At 74.4% G+C, this 22,640-nt stretch carries 21 protein-coding genes; 4 read left to right on the forward strand and 17 right to left on the reverse strand.

Annotated elements, in window-relative coordinates:
* Window positions 1-125: 125 nt before the first annotated feature.
* The 4 genes from ACFY1T_RS23455 to ACFY1T_RS23470 all read right to left on the reverse strand — a co-directional run bounded on the left by ACFY1T_RS23455 (window position 126) and on the right by ACFY1T_RS23470 (window position 3,911).
* Window positions 126-791 (reverse strand): response regulator, encoded by a 666-nt coding sequence (locus tag ACFY1T_RS23455; RefSeq protein ID WP_390789888.1) that lies wholly within the window; start codon window positions 789-791, stop codon window positions 126-128.
* Window positions 788-1,969, reverse strand: a complete 1,182-nt coding sequence (locus ACFY1T_RS23460; protein ID WP_390789889.1) for a sensor histidine kinase — start codon at window positions 1,967-1,969, stop codon at window positions 788-790. Before ACFY1T_RS23460 ends, ACFY1T_RS23455 begins: the two co-directional genes overlap by 4 nt.
* 104 nt (window positions 1,970-2,073) lie before the next feature.
* Window positions 2,074-2,886 (reverse strand): serine hydrolase, encoded by an 813-nt coding sequence (locus tag ACFY1T_RS23465; RefSeq protein WP_390789938.1) that lies wholly within the window; start codon window positions 2,884-2,886, stop codon window positions 2,074-2,076.
* Between the two features lie 56 nt (window positions 2,887-2,942).
* Window positions 2,943-3,911, reverse strand: a complete 969-nt coding sequence (locus tag ACFY1T_RS23470) for a LysR family transcriptional regulator (RefSeq protein ID WP_390789890.1) — start codon at window positions 3,909-3,911, stop codon at window positions 2,943-2,945.
* Window positions 3,912-3,996: 85 nt separating this feature from the next.
* Between ACFY1T_RS23470 and ACFY1T_RS23475 the strand changes: the two genes are divergently transcribed.
* The 3 genes from ACFY1T_RS23475 to ACFY1T_RS23485 all read left to right on the forward strand — a co-directional run bounded on the left by ACFY1T_RS23475 (window position 3,997) and on the right by ACFY1T_RS23485 (window position 6,673).
* Window positions 3,997-5,010, forward strand: a complete 1,014-nt coding sequence (locus ACFY1T_RS23475; protein WP_390789891.1) for an alpha/beta hydrolase family esterase — start codon at window positions 3,997-3,999, stop codon at window positions 5,008-5,010.
* 135 nt (window positions 5,011-5,145) lie between these two features.
* A complete protein-coding gene (locus tag ACFY1T_RS23480) occupies window positions 5,146-5,904 on the forward strand; it encodes a 3-hydroxybutyrate dehydrogenase (RefSeq protein WP_390789892.1) in 759 nt (252 codons plus the stop codon).
* Window positions 5,905-5,992: 88 nt separating this feature from the next.
* Entirely contained in the window at window positions 5,993-6,673 is a 681-nt protein-coding gene (locus ACFY1T_RS23485; RefSeq protein ID WP_390789893.1) for an HAD family acid phosphatase, read from the forward strand.
* 105 nt (window positions 6,674-6,778) lie between these two features.
* On the opposite strand, the gene ACFY1T_RS23490 is transcribed toward ACFY1T_RS23485, so the two are convergent.
* The 10 genes from ACFY1T_RS23490 to ACFY1T_RS23535 all read right to left on the reverse strand — a co-directional run bounded on the left by ACFY1T_RS23490 (window position 6,779) and on the right by ACFY1T_RS23535 (window position 17,560).
* Window positions 6,779-8,020, reverse strand: a complete 1,242-nt coding sequence (locus ACFY1T_RS23490; protein WP_390789894.1) for a cytochrome P450 — start codon at window positions 8,018-8,020, stop codon at window positions 6,779-6,781.
* Between the two features lie 26 nt (window positions 8,021-8,046).
* The gene (locus ACFY1T_RS23495; RefSeq protein WP_390789895.1) at window positions 8,047-9,438 is read right to left on the reverse strand and encodes an NAD(P)/FAD-dependent oxidoreductase; all 1,392 of its coding nucleotides are present in this window, start codon (window positions 9,436-9,438) and stop codon (window positions 8,047-8,049) included.
* The gene (locus ACFY1T_RS23500) at window positions 9,431-9,682 is read right to left on the reverse strand and encodes a ferredoxin (RefSeq protein ID WP_390789939.1); all 252 of its coding nucleotides are present in this window, start codon (window positions 9,680-9,682) and stop codon (window positions 9,431-9,433) included. Before ACFY1T_RS23500 ends, ACFY1T_RS23495 begins: the two co-directional genes overlap by 8 nt.
* Before the next feature lie 131 nt (window positions 9,683-9,813).
* Window positions 9,814-10,443 (reverse strand): hypothetical protein, encoded by a 630-nt coding sequence (locus ACFY1T_RS23505; protein ID WP_390789896.1) that lies wholly within the window; start codon window positions 10,441-10,443, stop codon window positions 9,814-9,816.
* A 104-nt stretch (window positions 10,444-10,547) separates the two neighbouring features.
* Window positions 10,548-11,354 (reverse strand): IclR family transcriptional regulator C-terminal domain-containing protein, encoded by an 807-nt coding sequence (locus ACFY1T_RS23510; RefSeq protein ID WP_390789940.1) that lies wholly within the window; start codon window positions 11,352-11,354, stop codon window positions 10,548-10,550.
* A gap of 950 nt (window positions 11,355-12,304) precedes the next feature.
* Window positions 12,305-12,883, reverse strand: a complete 579-nt coding sequence (locus ACFY1T_RS23515; RefSeq protein WP_234435147.1) for an RNA polymerase sigma factor — start codon at window positions 12,881-12,883, stop codon at window positions 12,305-12,307.
* 399 nt (window positions 12,884-13,282) lie between these two features.
* On the reverse strand, window positions 13,283-13,894 hold the full coding sequence (locus tag ACFY1T_RS23520) for a nucleoside/nucleotide kinase family protein (RefSeq protein WP_390789897.1): 612 nt from the start codon (window positions 13,892-13,894) through the stop codon (window positions 13,283-13,285).
* Between the two features lie 50 nt (window positions 13,895-13,944).
* Complete coding sequence (locus tag ACFY1T_RS23525; RefSeq protein ID WP_390789898.1) at window positions 13,945-16,035, reverse strand: SpoIIE family protein phosphatase; 2,091 nt, start codon at window positions 16,033-16,035, stop codon at window positions 13,945-13,947.
* A gap of 71 nt (window positions 16,036-16,106) precedes the next feature.
* Window positions 16,107-17,312: a beta-ketoacyl-[acyl-carrier-protein] synthase family protein gene (locus ACFY1T_RS23530; RefSeq protein WP_390789899.1), complete on the reverse strand. Its 1,206-nt coding sequence runs from the start codon at window positions 17,310-17,312 to the stop codon at window positions 16,107-16,109.
* Complete coding sequence (locus ACFY1T_RS23535; protein WP_390789900.1) at window positions 17,309-17,560, reverse strand: acyl carrier protein; 252 nt, start codon at window positions 17,558-17,560, stop codon at window positions 17,309-17,311. Before ACFY1T_RS23535 ends, ACFY1T_RS23530 begins: the two co-directional genes overlap by 4 nt.
* A gap of 141 nt (window positions 17,561-17,701) precedes the next feature.
* On the opposite strand from ACFY1T_RS23535, the gene ACFY1T_RS23540 reads away from it, so the two are divergent.
* Window positions 17,702-18,484: a lysophospholipid acyltransferase family protein gene (locus ACFY1T_RS23540; RefSeq protein WP_390789901.1), complete on the forward strand. Its 783-nt coding sequence runs from the start codon at window positions 17,702-17,704 to the stop codon at window positions 18,482-18,484.
* A gap of 27 nt (window positions 18,485-18,511) precedes the next feature.
* Here the strand turns inward: ACFY1T_RS23540 and ACFY1T_RS23545 are convergent, their stop codons facing one another.
* The 3 genes from ACFY1T_RS23545 to ACFY1T_RS23555 are packed head-to-tail and all read right to left on the reverse strand — an operon-like array spanning window position 18,512 to window position 22,610.
* Window positions 18,512-19,558 carry a beta-ketoacyl-ACP synthase 3 gene (locus ACFY1T_RS23545; RefSeq protein ID WP_390789902.1) on the reverse strand — a complete coding sequence of 349 codons (1,047 nt, stop codon included), beginning with the start codon at window positions 19,556-19,558 and terminating at the stop codon, window positions 18,512-18,514.
* 13 nt (window positions 19,559-19,571) lie between these two features.
* Window positions 19,572-21,068, reverse strand: coding sequence for a hypothetical protein (locus ACFY1T_RS23550; RefSeq protein WP_390789903.1), 1,497 nt, complete (start codon window positions 21,066-21,068; stop codon window positions 19,572-19,574).
* Window positions 21,069-21,125: 57 nt separating this feature from the next.
* Window positions 21,126-22,610, reverse strand: a complete 1,485-nt coding sequence (locus ACFY1T_RS23555; RefSeq protein WP_390789904.1) for a hypothetical protein — start codon at window positions 22,608-22,610, stop codon at window positions 21,126-21,128.
* Window positions 22,611-22,640 lie beyond the last annotated feature (30 nt).

Here is a 22,640-nt window from a genome sequence, read left to right on the forward strand (position 1 = left end):
GCTCCTCGGAAGGGGTGCGGTTTCCTTGTCGCTTCCGAGACTCGCCCCGGGAGGGTGCCCGGGTCGTCGTACGGCCGGCGGCACCGTGCGTACCGCCACGGGAGTAGCTGCCCGCAGGAGCGGTCTCAGCCCAGCCAGCCGGGCCTGACCAGCCCCGATTCGTAGGCGAGGACCACCAGCTGGGCCCGGTCCCGGGCACCGAGCTTGATCATGGCCCGGCTGACGTGCGTCTTGGCGGTCAGCGGACTGACCACCAGCCTGCGGGCGATCTCCTCGTTCGACAGGCCGAGGCCGACCAGGGCCATCACCTCGCGTTCCCGCTCGGTCAGCCGGTCCAGCCCGGCCGCCGCCTCCGGGGCCTTGGACCGGGCCGCGAACTCCGCGATCAGCCGGCGCGTCACCCCGGGTGAGAGCAGCGCGTCGCCGGCGACCACCGCCCGTACGGCGCGCAGCAGCTCCTCCGGTTCGGTGTCCTTGACCAGGAACCCGCAGGCGCCGGAACGCAGGGCCTCGAAGACGTACTCGTCGAGCTCGAAGGTGGTGAGCATGACCACCTTCACCGCGGCCAGCCCCGGGTCCGAGGTGATCGCGCGGGTGGCGGCGAGGCCGTCGAGCCCCGGCATCCGGATGTCCATCAGGGCCACGTCCGGGCGCAGTTCGCGCGCCAGTCGCACGGCTTCGGCCCCGTCGGCGGCCTCGCCCGACACCTCGATGTCCGGCTGCGCGTCGAGCAGCGCGCGGAAGCCCGCCCGTACCAGCGCCTGGTCGTCGGCGAGCAGTACGCGGATCACGAGTCCTCCTCGGTGTCGAGCGGGATCCGGGCCAGTACCCGGAAGCCGCCGTCCGGCCGGGGGCCGGCCTCGATGGTGCCGCCCTGCGCGGCGGCCCGCTCGCGCATCCCGATCAGGCCGCTGCCGCTGCCGCCGGCGTCGTCGCCGGTGGCGGGTCCGTCGTCGTCAACCTGCAGTTCCAGCGCGCCGAGCGGGCGGCTGATGCGGATCCGGGCGGTCCGCGAGCCCGAGTGGCGCACCACGTTGGTGAGCGCCTCCTGGAGGATCCGGAACGCGGCGAGGTCCGTGGCCGGAGACACTCCCCGGGCCTGGGCCTGCCCCGTCACGGAGACGGTGAGCCCGGCCGCGGCCGCCTGCGCGACCAGTTCCGGGAGCCGGTCGAGCCCGGGGGCGGGGGCGCGCGGGGCCTCGCCGGGGGCGCGCAGGGTGTTCAGCACCTGCCGGACCTCCCCGAGCGCCTCCTTGCTGGCCGCCTTGATGGTGGTGAGCGCCGTACGCGCCTGTTCGGGGTCCGTGTCGAGCAGGGCCAGGCCGACGCCCGCCTGCACGTTGATGACGGAGATGCTGTGGGCCAGTACGTCGTGCAGCTCGCGCGCGATCCGCAGCCGTTCCTCGTCCACCCGGCGCCGCTCGGCGGCCTTGCGCTCGGCCCGGTCGCGGGCCCACTGCTCCCGGCGTACGCGGACCACCTCGGACGCGGCGAGGACGGCGATCGCCCAGGCGGTGATCCCGCCCTCCGTCCCCCAGGGGGCGGGGCCGTCGCCGGGCGGCGGCAGCCAGCGGTACAGCCAGTGGGCGATGAGCAGGTGGCCGGCCCACAGGGCGCCCACCGCGCCCCAGGCGGCATGGCGGTGGCCGGAGACGACGGCGGCGAGGCAGGCCAGGGCGACGCTGATGAAGACGGGGCCGTACGGGAATCCGGCGGCGAGGTAGCCGAGCGTCACGGCGCAGACCCCGTAGAGGACGGGCACCGGGTAGCGGTGGCGCAGCAGGAGCAGGGCGGGCCCGAGGAGCAGCAGGATCCGGCCGGGCACGCCGATGGGCTCGCGGCCCGGCTGCACCTGCTGCGCCCACCCGGTGGCCGCCTGCGTGAACACGGCGACGAGGAGCGAGGACCGCCACGGCAGCCGCCCGCCGCCGGTGCGCTCCGCCCAGTACTCCCACCGCCGCTCCGCCATGCGGCCACGCTAGACGCCCGGGCCCGCCGTCGTCGTCCGCCGGGCGGGGCGATCGGGCGTACTCCCCGCGGAGTACGCGGGCACGCCGCCCCGGTCCCGCGGGGCTACTTCGCGCGCAGGGCGTCGACGGCGATGCGGGCGGTGGTGCCGATCACGGCGTCGGCCGCGGGGAGGGTGGCCGCGGGGTTGGCGGCGCGGGTGAAGACGGCCACGGCGTAGCGGCCGCCGTCGGGGTACTCGATGACGCCGACCTCGTTGCGCACGGTCGGCAGGCTGCCGGTCTTTCCGGCCACGTGGACGTCGTCGAAGGGGAATCCGGCGGCCATCCGGTGCGGCCACACCTGGAGTCCGAGCAGGCGGCGGATGGCGGCCCCGTGTTCGGGGGTGCAGGCCTCGTCGCGCCAGACGGCGGCGAGCAGCCGGGTCATGTCCCGGGGGGTGCTGCGGTTGCTGCGGGCCGGGTCGAGTGCGCGGAGCCGGGCGAGGACCTGCGGGTCGGCCAGGGCCGGGGCGCCGGCCGGGCCGGCGTCCTCCCGGACGCCGGCGAAGAGCGAGCGGAAGGTGTGGACGGCGCGGGTACGGGTCAGGCCGAGCCGGGCCGTGGCCTCGTTGACGCCGTCGAGGCCTATCCGCGCGAGGAGCAGGTCCGCGGCGGCGTTGTCGCTGACGGCCGTCATCAGGTACGCGGCGTCGCGCAGGGACATGCGTACGGGGTCCAGCATGGCGGCGAGTCCGGTGGGGCCGGCCGTGCGGTCGTCCGGCGGGCACTCGACCTGTTCGGTCAGGTCCAGGCGGCCGTCCGCGGCCTGCTGGTGGAGGGCGACGAGCAGGCAGAGCTTGTGCACGCTGGCGGTGACGACCGGGTGGTCCGCGCCGGCGTCGATCTCCGTACCGGAATCGATGTCCACGGCGTGCATCCGGCCGCTGACGCCGGCTTCGGCGAAGGCTGCGCAGATGCGGCGCAGGGGGTGGTTCACAGCCAGTACTCCGCTGCCGGGCGCAGGTGGAGCGGCCGCGCGGGTACGTCGGCGGTCACCGCCGCAGTGTTCCACAGGGTCCGCGTGGTCGCTTCGGCGAAGGCCCCGACGGCGGCGTCGCCGCGGCCCCGGGGCCAGGCGACGCTGTGGCGCCAGGCCAGGGGGGCGCCCGCGAGGGGGCGCCACACGATGTCGGCGTGCGGGCCCGGGGCCTCGGCCGGCCCGCTGTCGCGGGGGGCGAAGGCCACGGCGTTCGCGGAGAGGACGAGCACGCGGACGAAGCCGGGCCCGCTGCCCTGCCGGACGGCGGCGGGGGTGTAGCCGCCGCGGGCGCAGGTGTTCAGTACGTCGTCGTGCAGGGCGGGGGCCTCGGCGCGCGGGAAGAGGACGAGGCCGTATCCGGTGAGGGCGGCGAGCGGCACCTCCTCCAGGGAGGCGGCCGGGGCCTCGCGGGGCAGCAGCACGCCGAGTTCGCGGCGCAGGACCGGCCCGAGTTCCAGGCCCGCGATGTCGCAGGGGTGCCGGACGAGCCCGACGTCGAGCTCGCGGGAGGTGAACCGGGCCAGCTGCTCGGCGGTGGACAGTTCGTGGAGCTCCAGCTCCACACCGGGGTGGTGCTGCCGGAAGGCGGCCAGGATCGCTGCGATCGCCTCGCCGGCGAGATCGGGCGGCAGGGCGGCGCGCAGGAGTCCGCTCTCGCCGTCGCGGATGCGGCGGGCGGTGGCGGCGAGGGCGTCCGCCCGGGCGAGCAGCAGGCGGGCGTCCTCCAGCAGCATCGTGCCGGCCGCGGTGATCGTCACCTGGCGGCTGGTGCGTTCGAAGAGCCGGACGCCGAGCTCGCGCTCCAGGCGCTGGATGCGCTGGGACAGGGGTGGCTGGGCCATGCCGAGCAGCTCGGCGGCACGGCCGAAATGTCTTTCTTCTGCAACAGCGACGAAGCACTGCAGATGCCGGATCAGGTCCACGACCGGCAACGATATCCGAGTTTGATCGATCCGAGATCCATATCGATCTTGGACGGAGGGTGGGCGTCGGTGTTGTGCTCACGGCATGTCCTCGAACCGCTTCTCCCCGTCCCCGCGCCGCACGGCCGCCCGGCGCGCCCCGTACGCCGCCGCCCTGGCCCTCGGCCTCTCGCTGACCGCCGCCGCGCTCACCGGCTGCTCGACGGCCTCAAAGCCGCCCGCCGCGGCCGGGCCCGCCGTGAGCACGAGCGCCTCCGCCGCCCCCGGCGTCGACAGCCGGGAGCGGCTGACCGTGGGCGGCGGCACCCGGGAGTACCTGATGCACCGCCCGGCCGCGGAGGGCGGCGGACCGCGGCCGCTCCTCGTCGCCTTCCACGGGCGCGGAGCCGACGCCGAACAACTGCGCAGGCAGAGCGCCCTGGACAAGGCCGCCGAGGCCCGCGGCATGCTCCTCGTGTACCCGGAGGCGCTGGGCAAGGGCTGGGGCGCCGGCACCGCCGCCACCGCGCAGCGCCCGGATCCGGACGCGGATGTCCGGTTCGCCGAGGCGCTGATCGCCGAACTCGTGCGCACCGGCCGGGCCGATCCGCACCGGGTCTACGTCGCCGGGTTCTCCAACGGCGGCTCCATGGCCCTGCGGATGGCCGCGCAGCGCCCGGACCTGGTCGCGGGCGCGGCTTCGGTCTCCGGTGAACTCCCCACCGGCGCCGCCGCCGTGAAGCCCACCGGCCCGGTGCCCGTCTTGATCGTCTACGGGGCCGAGGACCCCGTACGGCCCCTGGCCGGCCTGCCCACCCCCGGACCGGCCGCCCCCGGGGAGGAGCCCATCACCGCGACCGTGTCCGCGCGGGCCAGTGCGGAGGCGTTCGCCGCCGCGGGCGGGGCCGGCGGACCCGCCGAGGAGGGCAAGCCCGGCTACGACCGCGTCACCTGGCCGGCCGGCCCCGCGGGGGCGGAGGTGCGGCTGCTCGTCATGCACGGGGCCGGCCACACCTGGCCCGGCTCGACCATGCCCCCGCCCGCGGGCTTCGGCCCCGTCAGCACCGCGCTGGACGCGAGCAGCACCCTGCTCGACTTCCTCACCGCGCACAAGCGCTGACGCCGACCCGGCACCACGCCACCGCGCCGGCTCCGCCGCCCGGCATCGCGCATGGCTCCGCGCACCACACCCCGGCTCCCGAGTGTGGTGCGCGGGGCCATGGGCGCGCCCGTCCGCCCTCCCTAGGGTTCAGCCATGACGAGCCAAGTTCCTTTCCTGCAGGAGCGCGTCGCGCTGGTGACCGGCGGCGGCAGCGGCATCGGCCGGGCCTGCGCCATCGCCCTGGCCGAGGCGGGCGCCACCGTGCACGTGGCCGACATCGCCGAGGAGTCGGCCAGGTCCGTCGCCGCACTCGTCGGCGGGCGGGCGCACGTCGTCGACCTCGCCGACCCGGCCGCCATCGAGCGGCTGCCGAGGGCGGTGGACATCCTGGTCAACAGCGCGGGCCTGCAACACGTCGCCCCCATCACGGAGTTCCCGGCCGAGCGGTTCGCCCTGATCCAGCAGGTGATGGTCACCGCGCCGTTCCTGCTGCTGCGGCACGTGCTGCCGCACATGTACGCGGCCGGCTGGGGGCGGGTGGTCAACATCTCCAGCGCCCACGGGCTGCGGGCCAGCGCGTACAAGTCCGCGTACGTGGCGGCCAAGCACGGGCTGGAGGGGCTGAACAAGGTGACCGCGGTCGAGAGCGCCCCGTACGGGGTGACGAGCAACTGCATCAGTCCCGGCTACGTGCGGACGCCCCTGGTCGAGGCGCAGATCGGGCAGCAGGCCGCCGCACACGGCATCGGCCCCGCCGACGTCCTGTCCGAGGTGCTGCTCACCCGGTCCGCGATCAAGCGGCTGATCGAGCCGGAGGAGGTCGCGGCGGCCGCGGTGTGGCTGTGCGGCCCCCACACCGGCTACCTCACCGGAACCTCGCTCCCCCTCGATGGTGGTTGGACGGCCACCTGAATTTAACTACCGACCAGTAGACAGGGGGTTCGATCTTACGGATTCTGGATCCGTACATGTCAATCCAGCCACTGAGGAGCGCCCCCACATGCGCAGCACCCGCGCCCGCGTCCGCCTGCTCGGCACCGCCACCGGCACGGCCGCGGCCACCGTCGTCCTGATGCTGGCCCCCACCGCCGCCCGGGCCGCGTCCGCTCCGGTCCCCGCCCCGGCGGCCGCCCCGGCCTCTGCCACCGCCTCCGCGCCCGGCGGGAACGCGCTGATCCGCGGGGTCGACTACGGCACGTGGAAGCGCGACGTGGCCGCCGTCATGGCCACGGCACGCCCGTACGTCGAGCAGCGCATCGGCCGGTCGCCCGCCGGCGAGAAGCCGGCGATCGTCCTGGACATCGACAACTCCTCGCTGGAGACGGACTTCCACTGGTTCTGGACCTTCCCGACCCCGGCGATCTCCGAGGTCCGCGACCTGACCCGGTACGCCGACGACCACGGTGTGGCCGTCTTCTTCGTCACCGCCCGCCCGGGGATCATCCAGTCCCTCACCGAGCACAACCTCAAGGCGGTCGGCTACCCCGTCACGGGCCTGTACGTCCGGGACCTGCCCGACCTCTTCGACGAGGTCAGCGCGTACAAGACGGGGAAGCGCGCCGAAATCGAGGGCCGCGGCTACACGATCATCGCCAACATCGGCAACAACAACAGCGACCTCGTCGGCGGCCACGCGGAGCGCACCTTCAAGCTGCCGGACTACGACGGCAAGCTCTCCTAGAAGCCTCCGGTGCCGACCGGGCGACCGCGCACGGGCGACCGCGCACGGGCGGGCGGTCGGCACCGGCGCTCCGGCCTCCCGGGGCCGGGCGCCGGCTGCCCCGCCTCAGGACGGACGGACCCCGTCGCACGTGATCCGCAGGTGGCGCGGACCGCGCAGGACCGCGTTCTGCCGGTAGGGCGGCGGGTCCTCGACCAGGCGCGGGTTCTCCAGGCGGCGGGCCAGCTCGGTCAGCGCGAGCTGCGCCTCCAGCCGGGCCAGCGGGGCTCCGAAGCAGCTGTGGATGCCGCTGCCGAGGCCGAGGTGCTGGACGTCCTTGCGGTAGGGGTCGAAGCGGTCCGGGTCCTCGAAGCGGTCCGGGTCCCGGTTGCCGGCGGCGAGGACCAGCCACATCGACGAACCCTTGGGGATCGTGACCCCGCCGACCTCGATGTCCACCAGCGGGGTGCGCTGCGGCAGCAGCTGCACCGGGGGCTCGAACCGCAGCAGTTCCTCCACCAGCGGCACGGCGAGGCCGGGCGTCTCCCGCAGTTGCCGCAGGACGTCCGGGTTGCGCAGCAGGGTCAGCATCCCGTTGGTGATGAGGTTGACCGTCGTCTCGTGGCCCGCGATGAGCAGCAGGGCCGCGGTGCTGAGCAGTTCCATCGTGCTCATGGTCTCGTCCTGGCCGTGTCCGACAGCCAGTTGGGAGAGCATGTCCTCGCCGGGGTTCTTGCGGCGCTCCTCGATGAGCCCGGCCAGGTACATGCCGAGTTCCATCCGGGCGTCGTGGGTCGTCTTCTCCCGTTCCTTCGGGTCCGCGCCCGGGTCGGGGTCCAGGCTCGCGGCCAGGGTGTCGGCCCAGACGTGGAAGCGGGCCTCGTCCTCACGCGGTACGCCGAGCAGCCGGCAGATCATCGTGACGGGGAACGGGTAGGCGAACTGGTCGACCAGGTCGATCCGTTCCGGGTCGCCGAGGTTGTCGATGAGTCCGGTCACGGTGGTCTGCAGGAATCCGCGCATGTCGTCGACGCGGTGCGGGGAGTGCGGCGGCCCGAAGGGGCGGTTGGTCATCCGGCGCAGCCGGTCGTGCTCCGGGGGGTCCAGCTTGAGGAAGCTCGGCGGCAGGGCCGAGGCTCCCTCCTCCTCCGCCCCGGCCAGCGGGTCCCCGGCAGTGGCGGCCAGGTTGCGCGCGTCGGAGCTGAGCCGCGGGTCGTGCAGCAGGCTCTGGATGTGGTGGTACGTGCTGATGACGTACGGGCCGTCCCCGTCGTGGAAGACCGGGGTCTTGCGCAGCTCCGCGTACAGCGGGTACGGGTTCGCGCGGTTCGAGTAGTCGAGGATGTCGCTCAGGATGCCTTGCTTCATGCCGGGTCCTCCGGAGGGCGGGCGGGTCAGTGCCCGGCGGGGGTGAACGTGAGGCGCCGGTCGGCCGGCGAGTATCCGCTGAGGGTGACGGTGGGCCCGTGCGTGGGCACGGAGGGGTCCGGGAAGTCCGCGGGGAGGGGCTTTTGTCCCTCGGTGCGCCGGTCGACCGTGGGGAACGGGGGCGGGAAGGGCGCGGTGGCCTCGATCTGCTGCTGGTAGAACTGCAGCCAGCGCGAGTTGTCGAAGGTGACCGCCCCGATGACGCGGCCCTGGTAGCCGTAGACGCCGGTGAAGCGGCGCTCGGCGCGCGAGCCCTGGGTGATCATGATCTCGGTGCCCATCGAGGGCACTCCGACCGATTTGATGCTCACCCCGAACTGGGAGGACCAGAAGGCCGGCACCCAGATGTGCGGGCGGCGCTCGGTGCTCTCGCTGAGCATGTTGTGGGCCGCGGTCTCCGCCTGCGAGACGGCGTTGCCCCAGTGCTCCAGGGACAGGAACTGGTAGCCGAACAGCGGGTGCGGGGAGCGGGCGACGTCGCCCGCCACGAAGATGTCGTCGGTGACGATGCCGCGGATGTCGAAGGCCCGGCAGCCGGCGTCGCAGGCGATGCCGCGGGGGCCCGCGCCGAGTCCGGAGCCGGTCAGCCAGTCGGTGTTGCGCTGGGCTCCGAGCGAGACGACCACGACGTCGCACTCCAGCGACGTGCCGTCGGAGAAGTGCGCGGCGCGGACCCGTCCGGTGGAGTCACCCTCCAGGGCCGTGACCATGATTCCGGTGCGCAGGTCGACGCCGTTCTCCCGGTGGAGTTCGGCGGCGACCGCGCCGATGACCCCGCCGAGGGCTCCGACCAGGGGCGCGTCGGCACGCTCGGCGACGGTGACCTCGATGCCGCGCTCGCGGCAGGCGGAGGCGATCTCGGAGCCGGTGAACCCGGCGCCGATGACCAGGACCCGGCGCGGGCCGGCGTCGAGCCGCCGGGCCAGGGCCACTCCGTCGTCGCGGGTCCGGAGCACGAACACGCCGTCGAGTTCGCCCTCGGCCTGGTTCGGCCAGGGCCGGGCCCGGACACCGGTGGCGATCAGCAGCCGGTCGTACGGGACCTCGTCCCCGTCGGCGAGTTTGACCCGCCGGGCCGCCATGTCGAGGCCGCTGGCCGCCACCCCGAGGCGCCATTCGGCTTCGATGTCGCGGCGGCGGGGCAGCGCGGTGCCCTCGGCCGTCCCCATGCCCAGCAGCGCCTGCTTGGACAGGGGCGGGCGGTCGTACGGCTCGTGGGGCTCGTCGCCGATCATGGTCAGCGAGCCCTTGAAGCCCTTCTCGCGCATGGTCTCGGCGCCGCGCAGCCCGGCGAGCGAGGCGCCCACGACGACGATCCGGCCGTTCGCTTTGAGCTCGTCCAGGGCGGTGTCAGCCATCGGATGCCTCCTCCCCGGCGGCACCCGGGGCGCCGGGCGCGGTCGCGGCCATGTCCAGCTCGTCCACGAGGATCGCCTGCACGGGGCAGGCGGCGACCGCCTGGGCCATGCGCTCACGGTGGGCGTCCTGCGCCTGCGGGTCGTAGAGCAGGCCTTCGTCTCCGTGCATCGCGAAGACGTCGGGTGCGAGGAACGCGCACTGCGCGTATCCCTGGCACCGGTTGAGATCGACGACAAGCCTCAGCAAGGTCCAGTCCTTTCGTTGGCCCCTCCGGCTTCCCGGCCAGCGTGCGGCCGGGAGAGCGGGACGGCCCGTCCGGCAAGGCCATCGGGGTGACGGCGGGGTGGAGGTGACGCGGCGCGGCCCGGAGGTGATCAGGCGGAGCGGCGTGCGGTGCGCAGGATGTACAGGCTGATGAGCAGCGCCCAGGCCGGGAAGACGAGCTCGCAGTACGGCACGCTGGAGCCCACCACCAGCAGGAGCAGACCGGTCACGGTCCCGATCGCGACCAGGGGTCTGGGCAGGACCCTCAGTTTGCGGCCGAGCGTCGACGTCGCGAGGACGAAGACGGCGGCCATCCGCATCCCGTACGTGGTGAGCAGCGTGTACGCGAAATGGCGGCCGAAGCCGGTGGGGTCCTCGGCGTCGAGGACGGTCCCGGCGGCGGCGACGGCGCCGAAGAGGCAGGCGACGAAGACCAGTCCGCTGCCCAGGAACACGGTCGCGATGAACCGGTCCTCGGCCTCGCCGGTGTGCTCGCGCAGCGCGCCCATGAACCACAGGAAGGCGATGCCCGCGAACGGGACCAGCTCGGTCGCCGTCTGCAGCGCCCCCCGCTCGCCCTGGGCGACCTTCAGGTCTTCGCCGCCGCCCCCTTCGGGCAGGGCGATCCGGGCGAGCACCATCGCCGTCGCGAGCAGGACGGCGAAGACCACCCCCGCCAGCCCCGCGGCCTTGGGTGTGCTCAGGGCTTGTTGCCGGGTCCGCCCCGGTGCCTGTGTCATTCCTCCAGCAAGCCGCCCGCCGGGCCCTCGTGCCAGCGGGAGCGCGCGGTCGGGTGACGCCCGGGGCGGTGCGCGGGAGGACCGCCCCGGGGCGCGAACACCCCCTAGGTGGCCGTGATGAGGATGCTGCCCGGCTCTCCCGCCACCTCCTCCCGCTCGGTGGCCGTGCGGGAGGCGCCCGGGCCGGTGCCGGCCACGATCAGTGAGAGCAGCACCGCCGCGGCCTCGCTCTGCAGGATCCTGGCGGCCTGCACGAGGCGGGTCGGGTCCGGGGCCGGGATGGACAGGGCCAGGCATTCGGCGTTGGGGCCCGAGGTGATGGGGACGGCCGCGCAGACCGTGCCCACGGCGTACTCCTGGAGGTCCAGCAGGGGGGAGCCGGGCCGGCGGCCGTCGAGCTGGCGGAAGAGCTCGTCCTGCCGGGTGATGGTGTGGGCCGTGAACCGCGCCGCCCGGTGCCGGGACAGGTGGTCCTTGCGGCCCTCGGAACCGAGCTGTGCCAGCAGGGCCTTGCCGACCGCCGAGGCGTGGGCGGCTGCCCGGAAGTCGACCCACTCGTCCACGAGCGGGGTGGCCGGACCGTCGGCGTACTGGGTGATGCACACCTCGCCGTCGGTGTAGCGGGCCACGTAGACGGCGGCGCCGACCGCGTCCCGGACCCAGGCGAGGGTCTCCTGCAGGTGTCCGCGGCCGTCGCCTGACGCCGCCTCGGTCAGTAAGAGCGCCCGGCCCGCGATGTACGCGCCGGGGGCGGCCGCGGCCGCCAGGTTCGCCCGTACGAGCTGCTCCATGACCCGGGCCAGCACCAGCTGCGGCAGACGCGTCTCGCGGGCGATCTGGGCGAGACTCACCCCGCCGGAGTACCGGTTGACGATCTCCAGGACGCGCAGCGCCCGGTGGACGGCCTCCATCGCGACCGGAGCCGGCCGCCCTTCGCAGGCTCCGCGTCCGGCGTGTTCCGGCTGCGGCTGCCGGAGCGCTTCGAGTGCCCAGGCGTTCGCCTCGTCCGTCAGGTGCAGGAGGTTCAGCCGTGCGTGCTGGGCGACGGCCACCGCCACGTGCGGTCCGAGGAGGAACACCTCCCCCTGGTCCTGGTCGTCGTTCCAGCTCAGGGCCGTCACGGCTCTCCGCAGCCGGGCGGGCAGCCGGTAGGGGGGCCGCCCGCCGTGCCCTCTCACCGCCGTGAGGGCGGTCAGGTCCTGCGTGCTGATCGGCGGCGAGGTCCAGATGACCGAGGCGCCGAGGGTCTCCTCGAGGTTCCCCGGGACCTCCGGCAGGTGCGGCAGTCCCTCGTCCGGGGGCAGCGCCTCGGCCAGCGCCTTCCAGTGCCGGGCGGTGTCCACCTCGGCGCGTGCCAGGTGGTGGAGGTGCAGGAGGCTCGCGGCGGTCCGCGATCCGGCTCCGGCCGCGTACTGGAACCAGAACTGCGCGCCCTCCATCCGGTCGGCCAGGTGCAGGAGACAGCCGAACAGCAGGGCCGGCTCCGATCCGTGCGGCCAGGTCCCCGCGGCCAGGGCCAGCTCGGCGAAGGGCCGGCTCTCGGCGAGCGACCAGGCCAGGTCGTCCAGCGCCCGCGCGGCCCGTACGTGGCAGGCGGCGTCGAGTACGAGGTCGTCCGCCGGGGTGGGCACGAGCGCGGGCAGCTGCCGGCGGCCGGTGAGGGAGGCCGGTGCCGGGAACCCGCCTCGGCCGGCGGCGCCGGTCGCCGAGCGGGCCCGGTCCGCCGCGATGCGCCGGGCGATGCGCCGACGGGCGGCGTCCTCGTCGTAGCCGGCGTACTCCTCCACCAGCACCTCGGCGTCCTCCAGTGCCGCCGCCAGCCTCTCCCCCGGCTCGGTGTCGTGGTCGGCCGTCATGTCGCTCACTGGCCCTTCTCCTCTCCAGGCGCCCAGTCCGCCCCGAGTTTGTGGGACAGGATTCGGCTCGCGCCTCGAATGTGCGAACGGACCGCCGCGGGGGAGATCCCCATCATCCGGCCGACGGTGCCGTTGTCGTACCCCAGCAGGAAGGCCAGCAACACCACGTCGTAGTGCCGTTCGGGCAGGCACGCGATCGCCGCGTACAGGCCCAGCTTGGCCTCCAGCAGTTCCATCCGGTGCCGGGACGCACGGCGCAGGGCGGCGAACCAGGCGGTCTCGACCATGGCGGCCGGCCGGCCGAGGAGCGCCAGCCTGCGTGCGACGTGTTCGCGCAGCACCGCCCAGGCGAAGCCGTGCAGGCTCGCCTCCTTCAGCGCCTGGCGCCACACCTTCAGCAGGAAGGTGAACACGTCGTCGACGACGTCCTCGGCGTCCTGGCGGGAGCCCAGCTGCAGGTGTGCGTAGCGCAGGTAGGCGCGGTGGTGCTGGGAGTGGAACGCGCTGAACTCCACCGGCAGGACGCCGGCCAGCTCGCTGGAGACCGCCCGGTCCCCGGACGGGTCGAACTCGCCCTCACTCATGCGCTCCTCCAGGGATGCCGGTCGTCGCCGGCACGAGCGGTCGCCGCCCGGGTCCTCGCACCCGGCAGGCGTGGGTGTCTCCTGACGGCGTCGAAAGCGACGAAAGCGACGAGTATCAGCACGGGAGTGAAGGTCTGGAAACGGTTCACGTCGGCGGGAAGCCTTCCGGTGAAGAGAACGGAACGGACATGCCTGTCCCCCACATCCAGCGGCCGGTCGGACCGGCCGCTCCCCCAACACCACCCCATCGGAAAACACGCCCGAATGTGCACGGCTGTCGACGGAAATCTTTCGGGAAATGGCGCATCTGATCCGCTGCGCGCCCCCTTGGCCGCCGCGTACGCCCCTAAAAGGGTCCGGGGGTTCGGGGCCCCGCCCGGCCCCGGACCCCCGGACCGCCTACTCCACCACCAGGTCGGCCCGGCTCCGGCCGGGGGCGATCAGGCGGGCGTTCGCCTCGTCCGAGCGCGCCACCCACTCCTCGGCGTGGGCCGGCTCCTTGCCGTGGCGCACGTGGCGGTCGACCAGCCGCCTGACCCGCAGGGCGTCGTCGGGCGCGAGGAACCAGACCTCGTCGAGGAGCGCCCGCACCGCCGCCCACTCCCCCGCCTCGTGCAGCAGGTAGTTGCCCTCGGTGATCACCAGGCGTACGGCCGGGCCGACGGGGATGCTCCCGGCGACGGGCTCCTCCAACGACCGGTCGAAGGCCGGGGCGTAGACCGCGGCGGCCGCGGGCGTGCGCAGCCGGGTCAACAGCGCCGCGTACCCGGCGGCGTCGAAGGTGTCCGGGGCGCCCTTGCGGTCGGCCCGTCCCAGCCGCTCCAGTTCGGCCTGGGCCAGGTGGAACCCGTCCATCGGTACGACGACGGCCCGTTCGGGCCCGAGGGCCCGCGCGAGGCGGGCGGCGAGGGTGGACTTGCCGGCTCCGGGCGGCCCGGTGATGCCGAGGATCCGGCGCGCGCCCGAGGCCGCGAGCGCGCGGGCCCGCTCCTCCAGTTCGGTGAACTCCATCCCGCCATCCTCCACGAGGGGGTGTCCCGCGGACCGGGCGCGCCCCCGCCTCAGGGAGGCGGCGGCGTGTGCGGGTCGGTGCCCACCCGGGCGACGATCAGGGCGATGTCGTCGTCCGCGGACGCCGGGACCAGTTGCGCGATCAGCGAGTCGCACAAGTGGTCCAGCGAGCGCGGGGGTTCGGTGAGCAGCCGGGTCAGTTCCGCCAGGCGCTCGTCGATGTCGCTGCCCCGGGCCTCGACGAGGCCGTCGGTGTACATGACGAGGAGGCTGCCCGGGGGCAGGGTCAGCTCGGTGGAGGAGTAGATGGTCCCGCCGACCCCCAGCGGAGTTCCGGGCGGCAGGTCGAGAAGGCGGACCGTGCCGTCGGGGGTGACGGTCGCGGGTGGCGGGTGCCCCGCGCGGGTGATGCGGCAGCGGCCGGTCTCCGGGTCGATCACGGCGTACAGGAAGGTGGCGATCATCGGTTCGGCGAGGTCGTCGAGCGTCGCTTCCAGCTGGTGCATCAGGGCCTCGGGGGCGAGGTCGAGCCGGGCGAGGGCGCGCACGCTGGCGGAGAGGCGGCCCATGACCGCCGCGGCCGCGATGCCGTGGCCCATGACGTCGCCGATGAGCAGGGCGGCCTTGCCGCCGGGGAGGTGCAGGACGTCGTACCAGTCGCCGCCGATCTCGTTGACGTCGCTGGCGGGCAGGTAGCGGTGGGCGACCTCGATGCCGGGCGGCGGGGTGATGTGCTGGGGCAGCATGCTGCGCTGGAGGATGACGGCGGTCTCGTGTTCGCGGTGGTAGAGGCGCGCGTTGTCGATGCTGATGGCGGCGCGGGCGGCGAGCTCGCCGGCGAGGGTGACGTCGTCGGGTCCGAACGGCCCGGCGGGGCTGGTGCGGTAGAAGGTCGCGACGCCCAGTACGAGGTCCCGCGCGACCAGCGGCGTCATCATGAACGAGTGCACGCCGACGGGCAGGAGCTGGGCGGGCTTGCTCGTGTGGCGGGCGGCGGAGGCGACGGTCTGCTCGTCCAGGTGCGCGATCACGAAGGGTCTGCGGGCGGCCAGGGCCTGGGTGTAGGGGGCGGCGGCCGGGAAGAGGAGGGTCCTGCCCAGCGGGGCGAGGATGCCGATCACCGCGGAGCCGGTCAGCGGTGCCTTGCCGAGGCGCCGCAGGCCCACGCCCCCGGCGAGCCCCGGGCCGGGCTCGTCACCGCGCGCGAGGGTGTCCAGTACGTCCACGGTGGCGGCGTCGGCGAGCTGCGGTACGGCGAGCTCCGCCAGCTCCTGCGCGGTGCGCTCCAGCTCCAGGCTCGCGCCGATGCGGACGCTGGCCTCGCTCAGCAGCGCGAGCCTGCGGCGGCCGGCTTCGGCCTCGATGTGGTCGCGCTGCTGCTCGGTGATGTCGAGCAGGGATGCGATCACGCCGATCGGCCGGCCGCCCGGGTCCTCGACGCGGACGTACGAGCACGCCCAGACCCGGTCGCGGGCGGGTTCGGCGGGGGTGCGGCCCGAGCGCCGGCGGTCCAGCACCGGCTCCCCGGTGGCGAGGACCTGCCGCATGGCGTCCTCCATGTCCTCCGCGTTCACCTCGGGCAGGACCTGGACGAGGCGCCGTCCGATGTGGGCGGACTCGGGGAGGCCGTTCATGGCCTCCAGGGCCGGGTTGACCTGGAGGAACCGCAGCTGCGTGTCGAGGATGGCGATGCCGACGGGTGAGCGGGCGAAGAGTCCGTCCCAGACCGCCGACGAGCCCCGGATCCGGCGGGCCGCGTGGGCGTCGGCGGCGAAGACCAGCACCGCTGAGGTGCCGTGCCGCCGGCTGGGCACCGGGCAGGCCCAGATCTCCAGCTCCAGGGGGTGCCCGTCCTGGTGCCAGGCGGTCACGGTGCCCATCACCCCGCGTCCGGTGACGGCGGTCTCCCACAGGGCGCGGCCGAGGCTGCGGTCCGCTCCGGGGTGGAGGAGGTCGGCGATGTGGCGGCCGACGATCTGCGGCGGGGCGTAGCCGAGCAGCTCCTGTGCCGCACGGTTCCAGCGGACGATGGTCCCGTCGGCGCCGGTGGCCAGCTGCGCCACGGGCAGGGAGCCGAGCCAGCCTCCGGCGTCCTGTGCGGCGCCGCTGATCAGATCCTCGATGGGCGTCTGCTCGGTCATGGCGCACCTTCCACACCCCCATGGTCGCCCGGCGGGCCCGGGGCCGCCCCCCGGCGCCGCCCCGGGCATCGTCAGGGCCGGGCGAGCACCGCCACCGCGTTGTGGCCTCCGAACCCGAAGGAATTGCTGACGGCGACCTGTGCGGCGTGCTGCCTGGCCGTTCCGGCGACGACGTCGATGTCCGTCCCGGGGGCGGTCCCGGCCAGCCCGGCCGTGGGCGGAACGATTCCCTCGGCCAGCGCCAGGACGGTCAGGACCGCCTCGACGGCCCCCGAGGCCCCGAGCGTGTGCCCGAGGGCGCCCTTGGCCGAGGTGACGGGCGGCCGGTGGGGGAAGACGCGGCGCAGGACGGCGGCCTCGACGGCGTCGTTCTGCCGGGTCGAGGTGCCGTGCGCGTTGACGTGGCCGACGTCCTCGGGGCCGATCCCGGCGTCCGCGAGGGCGGCGCGGACGGCCTGCTCGGCACCGCGCCCCTCGGGATGCGGCGCCACGAGGTGGTGCGCGTCCGTGGAGGCGGCGTGGCCGATCAGGCGGGCGAGGGGCCGGGCCGCCCGGGCGGCGGCGTGCCCGGGGCGCTCCAGGACCAGCGCTCCCGCACCCTCCGCGATGACGAACCCGTCGCGGGTGGCGTCGAAGGGGCGCGATCCGGTGTCCGACAGGGCGCCCAGCTGGGAGAACCCCGTCACCATCAGCCGGGTCACGGCCGCCTCGGCGCCGCAGACGAGGGCGATGTCGCACTGGCCGGTCGCCAGCAGGTCCCGGGCGAGGCCGAGGGCGGTGGTGCCCGAGGCGCAGGCCGTGGAGGTGGCGAGGGCGGGCCCGGTCACCCCGAAGGTCAGTGCGATGTTGGCGCACGTCATGTTGATCAGGTAGCCGGGGAGGAAGTACGGGGAGACGAACTCCGGTCCCTGCTCGGCGAGTCGGGCGAGTGCCTGGTCCTGGGTCCGCAGACCGCCGACGCCGCCGCCGGTGACGACGGCGACCCGGCTGCCGTCCCACTCCCGCGGATCGAGCCCGGCCTGCTCGAGTGCCTGCGCCGCGGCCACCAGGCCGAACCGGTCGACCGGGTCCAGCCGGGCCGCCCCGCGCCGGCGCAGGACCGGGTGGTCCGGCTCGGGCACGCGGCAGCTGAGGGTGACGGGCAGGCCGTGCAGCAGGGGGTCGGGGGCGGCCGTGGCTCGGCCGGCGCGGACCGCCGCCCATGTGGCGTCCCGGTCGCAACCGGCCGCCGTGACCAGGCCGAGCCCGGTCACGACGGCCTCGGGGCGGCTGGTCAACGGCCCGCCAGCCGTTCCTCCACGGATACGGCGAGCTCGGCCAGGGTGGCGGCGCGGAGCTCCTCCTCCTCGACCTTGACGCCGAGCGTCTCGTGAACGGCGATGGCCATCTCGACGATCATGAGGGAATCGATGAGCAGATCGCCCATGGGCGCGCTCCCCCGCACCTCTTCGGAGGGGACTTCGAACTTCTCGACGAGAAGGTCGCTGATGACGTCGAGGACGGATTCCGGCGCGGAAGTGGTCACGGTATCTCTCATTTACGGTGGCAGTTGTCGGCGGAGGCACGGCTTTCACGTGCTCAAATAGGTACCACGGCGGGGAATTTACTCAAAACCCGTCCCCGCAGGGCTTGTTGATGATTCGAAATGCGAGAGTGGGGATCATTCGTGTCGGAAAGCATGACCGATGTGATCGAAGTCGCCGGAGCCGAGCTCAGGAACGTGCAACGGCTGCTCGGCGACGCCGGCGAGGATGCCTGGGACCGGTTCCTGGACTGGCTCGTCGACGACTGGTTCCGGCTCGAAGTGGCCGGGGTGGAGAACATCCCGGCCGAAGGCCCGGCGGTCGTCGTCGCCAACCATTCGGGCGCGTGGGGGCTGGACGGATTCGTTCTCCAGAAGGTGTTCTCGCGCAGCCTGCGACGGCCCCTGCACGTTCCCGCCGCGCCGCTCGTCTTCCGCTTTCCGGTCCTCGGTTCCTACGCCCGGAAGAAGGGCGCCATTCCTCTCGAGCCGACCCTGGGAATGGAACACCTGACCGCCGGGGAACTCGTCGGGGTGTTCCCCGAAGGGGTTTCCGGTCTGGAAAAGCCCTTCCGCAAGCGCTATCAGCTCCGGCCCTTCAGCCACGGATTCGCGGTCACGGCCGTGCGGGCGGGCGCCCCCGTCGTCCCGGTGTCCGTCATCGGCGCCGAGGAGGCCTGCCCCCGCATCGGCCAGATCCCGGCCCTGGCCCGCCTCTTCGGCCTCCCCTACTTCCCGATCACCACGGTCTTCCCGCTGCCCGCGAAGTGGCTCGTCACCATCGGAGAGCCCATCCCCGCGCCGCCGCGCCCCGAGTCCTACGCCGCCCGCGCGGCCGCGGCCCGGCTGCTGTGCGCCGAATCGCACGCCGCCGTACAGGCCTTGGTCGACCGGGAACGGCGCAGGCGCGACACGCCGTTCTGGTAGGCCGCCCGGAGCGGTCGGGCCGGGGGCTCACCCGCCCTCGGCCACCGGCCGCACCTCGGGCCAGACCAGGGTGGTCGACCCCCAGGCCAGCCCCGCGCCGTAGGCCGTGAGCGCCACCCGCAGGCCCGGCTCCAGCCTCCCGGCGGCGGCCGCCTGGGCCAGCAGTACGGGCACCGAGGCCGCCCCGGTGTTCCCGTACGCCTCGATGTGTGACAGCACCTGCTCGGGCGCCAGGCCCAGTTCGGCGGTGAGCCCGTCCAGGATGCGCTGGTTGGCCTGGTGGGCGACCACCAGGTCGAGATCGCCGGGCCGCCACCCGGCCCGCCGCGCCGCCCGCGTCACGGAGTCGCACATCCCGACGACGGCCTGCTTGAGCACGGCGGGCCCGTCCATCCGGAAGTACGGCGAGAACTGCGCCTCCGGAGCGGCCAGTTGTCGCTTCCTGGCCCGTGTGCCGCCACCGGGCACCTCCAGCAGATCCGCCCCCGCGCCGTCGCTCCCCAGGTCGAACGGCCCGAACACGCCGGGGGTGCCCGCCTCGCCCGCGCTCAGCACCACCGCTCCGGCCCCGTCTCCGAAGATGGCCGCCATCAGCCAGTCCCGCGGGTCGAGGAACGCGGTGAACACGTCCGCGGCGACCAGCAGGACCCGGTCGAAGGACCCGGCCGCGATCACCGAGGAGGCCACGCCCAGGCCGTACAGGAACCCGCTGCAGCCCGATGCCATGTCGAACGCGGGAACCGTGCCCAGACCCAGCCGGGCCGCCACCTCCGGTGCCCCGGCCGGAACGAGCCGGTCCGGGGACGTGGTGACCAGGACGACCGCGTCGACCCCGGACGTCCCGGCCGCCGTCAGCGCGTGCCGGCCCGCCCGGACCGCGAGGTCGACGGTGGCCTCCCCGTCCGCGACGCGCCGGTTCGCCACGCCGATGCGGGCGCGGATCCACTCGTCGCCGAGGGGCCGCCCGCCGCACAGCTCGGCGTTGGTGAGGACGCGCGGGGGCACGTACGCGCCGAGCCCGGCGAGGACGGCGGCTCGGCCGGGTCCCGGCGGTGAAGGTGCCGAAGTGCGCATGGATCCGTCCGCCTCAGTCCGTCAGCCGCTTCGCTGCCCGCCGTACGCCGTCGGAGGCCGTGGCGCACCGCTCGGCATGGTCCAGCAGCACCATGCGGAACCGCTCGCCCTCCTCGCCGGTGTTCCAGCCGCCGTCCCCGGCGCAGGCGGCGAGGCTCTGCGCGTGCCGCTCCAGCCGGTCGGCGCTGGCGTGCGCCAGGGCCCCGTACGCCGCCGGGGCGTAGCCGAAGGCCGAGACGGGCACCGCGGTCGGCAGGGTGACCGTCACCCGGCCGTCGGCCGGCCGGGCGGCGAGGTCCTCCAACGCCACCACCAGCGTCTTCGGGTCGAGCGTGTCCGGCAGCCGGTCCGCGGTGAACTCCGGGGCGATCAACAGCGGGCGTACCGTCCCGGTGACGGCGCGCACGACGTGCTCGGCCACGAGCGCGGCGAACCGCGTCGCCGCGCACCCGGTCGGGGCCGCGCACAGCGGCGGCATCCCCCGGTTGCCCGCCGCGGCCGAAGTGCCCGCCGGCGCCCGGTCCGTGTGGTCCTCGCCGTCCAGACCGCGCAGCCAGCCGGGCACGCGCAGGATCTCGGTGCCCGCCCCGACCGCCAGGTCCTGCCAGACGAAGTCCGCGCGTACGGGGTAGACGGCCGCGGCCACCGGAGGCCAGCGGCGCAGGGCTTCGGCGACGGCCGTTTCCGGGGTCGCCGCGGCGCCCACGGCGAGCAGGGCCAGCGCCTGGAGCACGGTCTCGGCGGCGGCCCGGGACACCAGCGCGAGCGCGTGCGCGACGGCGGGGCCCGCGGCCTGCGGACCGCCTTCCCCGCGCCCCGAATCGTGGGCGAGGAGCCGGCCCGTCAGCGAGGCGGGGTCCGGGTCGGCCAGGTACGGCGCCAGCCGGCGCCGCAGGGCTTCGGCCCGGCCCTCGTACGACCTGCTGCCGGCGGCCGCGGTGGCACCCGCGAGCACCTCGCCGAGCAGCGTGTCCTCGACCGCCGCGGCTCCGACCACCACGCGCCGGCTCAGCCGCAGCATGCCGCGCTCCCAGTCTGCCCACTCCAGCGTGCCGTCCCCGCGGCGGGCCGCGATCACCCGGTCCACGTCCTCGGCCGGCAGCGCGTCCAGCTCCGCGGCCGGCACGGCCGCGTCGCGGGGCAGCGGCACGTGCGGCGACAGGCCGTACCGCTGCCCGCCGGCCGTGAGGCCGACCGCGGGCTCGAGCGCCCCCGCCTCGTCCGCCGCCGCGAGCAGGCCGGCGGCGTCGGCGGCGGCCAGCGGCAGGAGGAACGGCCCGAACGGGGTGCGCAGTTGTACCGGTCGGCCCGAGCGGGTGCGCCGCAGGAACGCCAGCAGGCCGCGCGTCACCCCGTCCCGGGTCAGCATGTCCAGCCCGAGGGCGCGGGCCGGGGCGTCCACCCAGGGCAGGCGCTGGGCGACCATGGCCGCGCTGAACACGGCGTTCTCCAGGGGCCAGGCCGCGGCGGGACGTCGCGCCGCGGTGGCCGGGCTGTCGGCAGTGGTCATCGGTCGGTCTCCCTTGTGGTCACTTGGGTCCCGTGAGGTCATTCGGGTCACGTGAGGTCACTTGTCGCGCAGCATGTAGGGCTGATTGCCGACGACTTCGCCGTCGTACGCGCCGATCAGCTTGTTGACCTGGTCCCGGTAGTGCCTGAACTCCCCGCGCAGCGCGTCGGAGTACGCCTGCGGGGCGTGCGACAGCGGGTAGTCGTAGGACTCGTCCAGCCAGGCCAGTTCGACCCAGCTCTCGGGAAGGTCGTGGGGCGAGGCCGGTCCGCGCCCGTCCAGGCCCGGGATCACGTCGTGCTTGTTGACGAGGCTGATCACCCGGGTGGTGTGGTCGGCGGGCCGCTTGCCGTCGATCGGGGAGCCGATCGCGATCACGTGGGTGACCCGGTAGGCGGCGCAGACCTCCACGTCGGACGCGAGGTTCATCGCGGTCATCCCGCCCAGGCTGTGTCCGACGATCATGAGCTCCGAGCCGGTGGGCACCCCGGCGCGCCGCAGCAGCTTCTTCGCGGCGCGGGTGTACGTCGTGTCGGTGCGCAGCAGCCCGTCGAACGCGCCGACCAGGTCCTGCGGGGTGCTGTTGCTGAGCAGGCCGAAGCTGGTGCCGGGCAGCAGGAGTACGTACCGTACGGCGCCGTCGGCGCACTCGACGCGGCGCAGCAGCACGAGGCCGTGGTTGCCGAGGGCGCCGATGTCGCCCACGTAGCTGACGATGTCGTTGCGGGAGCCGGCGAGCACCTTGGCGAGGATCGGGTCCGGGTCGGTGCGCTCGGCGCGGCCGGGCCCGGGGTTGAGGAACTTGAGGACCGAGCTGGGCAGTCCGAGGATCGGGTCGGTGGTCGGCACGCCCCCCGCGAGCGTCACCCACGAGAAGTCGTCGTTGACCGGGTTCTCGTCGAGCAGGCCGAGCAGGGCCAGCAGCTCCATGATCACGGGGCTCACCGTGGTCAGCGCGCGCGTCACGCCGACCAGTTCGATCAGCGCGTACATGGCCCGCGCCGCCTCCAGCCGGTTCCCGGCCACCATCGCGTCGGTGAGACGGCGGGCGGCCGGGGCGTCGAGGCTGGGGTGGTCGGTCGCGGCCGCCTTGATCCGCAGGGCGAAGGCGTCCACCGCCATGGCCACCTTGGCGGGCCGACGGTAGGTCATGTTGCCCGCCATGCGCAGGAGTTCACCGGCCACCCCGCCGTTCGCCCCGAAGCCGAGCCCGGCGGATCCGGTCAGCGCCCGGGCGCAGGAGACGGCCGTGCCGAGGGCCCAGCCGGGGCGCCGCAGCGCCTCCAGTGCGAACCTCCAGCTGAACATCGCGCCGGTCAGCTCCGCGCCGGACTGCTTGGCCGTGAGGGCCGCGTCGGCGAGCAGGACCGAGGCGGCGATCAGGAGTTCGGCGTCGATGCGCTCCGGGGCCGGTGCGGGTGCGGCGGGGGCCGGTACGCGTACGGAAGCGGGCGCGGCCGGGGCCGCACCGGGGGCGTCGGCGCCCGGTTCCCTCCGGCCGGGGAGACGCTGAGCCGTTTCGTCGACCACCTGAGGCGCCACTTTCGTACCTCTCATCCCTGTGAACGGCTT

Source organism: Streptomyces sp. NPDC001194 (genome assembly GCF_042896985.1).
GTDB lineage: Bacteria > Actinomycetota > Actinomycetes > Streptomycetales > Streptomycetaceae > Streptomyces.

Coding starts and splice junctions, on each gene's coding strand:
- ACFY1T_RS23460 (WP_390789889.1), bottom strand. CDS start 1,969: ATGGCGGAGCGGCGGTGGGAGTACTGGGCGGAGCGCACCGGCGGCGGG.
- ACFY1T_RS23465 (WP_390789938.1), bottom strand. CDS start 2,886: ATGCACGCCGTGGACATCGATTCCGGTACGGAGATCGACGCCGGCGCG.
- ACFY1T_RS23475 (WP_390789891.1), top strand. CDS start 3,997: ATGTCCTCGAACCGCTTCTCCCCGTCCCCGCGCCGCACGGCCGCCCGG.
- ACFY1T_RS23480 (WP_390789892.1), top strand. CDS start 5,146: ATGACGAGCCAAGTTCCTTTCCTGCAGGAGCGCGTCGCGCTGGTGACC.
- ACFY1T_RS23485 (WP_390789893.1), top strand. CDS start 5,993: ATGCGCAGCACCCGCGCCCGCGTCCGCCTGCTCGGCACCGCCACCGGC.
- ACFY1T_RS23490 (WP_390789894.1), bottom strand. CDS start 8,020: ATGAAGCAAGGCATCCTGAGCGACATCCTCGACTACTCGAACCGCGCG.
- ACFY1T_RS23495 (WP_390789895.1), bottom strand. CDS start 9,438: ATGGCTGACACCGCCCTGGACGAGCTCAAAGCGAACGGCCGGATCGTC.
- ACFY1T_RS23505 (WP_390789896.1), bottom strand. CDS start 10,443: ATGACACAGGCACCGGGGCGGACCCGGCAACAAGCCCTGAGCACACCC.
- ACFY1T_RS23510 (WP_390789940.1), bottom strand. CDS start 11,354: ATGGAGGCCGTCCACCGGGCGCTGCGCGTCCTGGAGATCGTCAACCGG.
- ACFY1T_RS23515 (WP_234435147.1), bottom strand. CDS start 12,883: ATGAGTGAGGGCGAGTTCGACCCGTCCGGGGACCGGGCGGTCTCCAGC.
- ACFY1T_RS23520 (WP_390789897.1), bottom strand. CDS start 13,894: ATGGAGTTCACCGAACTGGAGGAGCGGGCCCGCGCGCTCGCGGCCTCG.
- ACFY1T_RS23525 (WP_390789898.1), bottom strand. CDS start 16,035: ATGACCGAGCAGACGCCCATCGAGGATCTGATCAGCGGCGCCGCACAG.
- ACFY1T_RS23545 (WP_390789902.1), bottom strand. CDS start 19,558: ATGCGCACTTCGGCACCTTCACCGCCGGGACCCGGCCGAGCCGCCGTC.
- ACFY1T_RS23550 (WP_390789903.1), bottom strand. CDS start 21,068: ATGACCACTGCCGACAGCCCGGCCACCGCGGCGCGACGTCCCGCCGCG.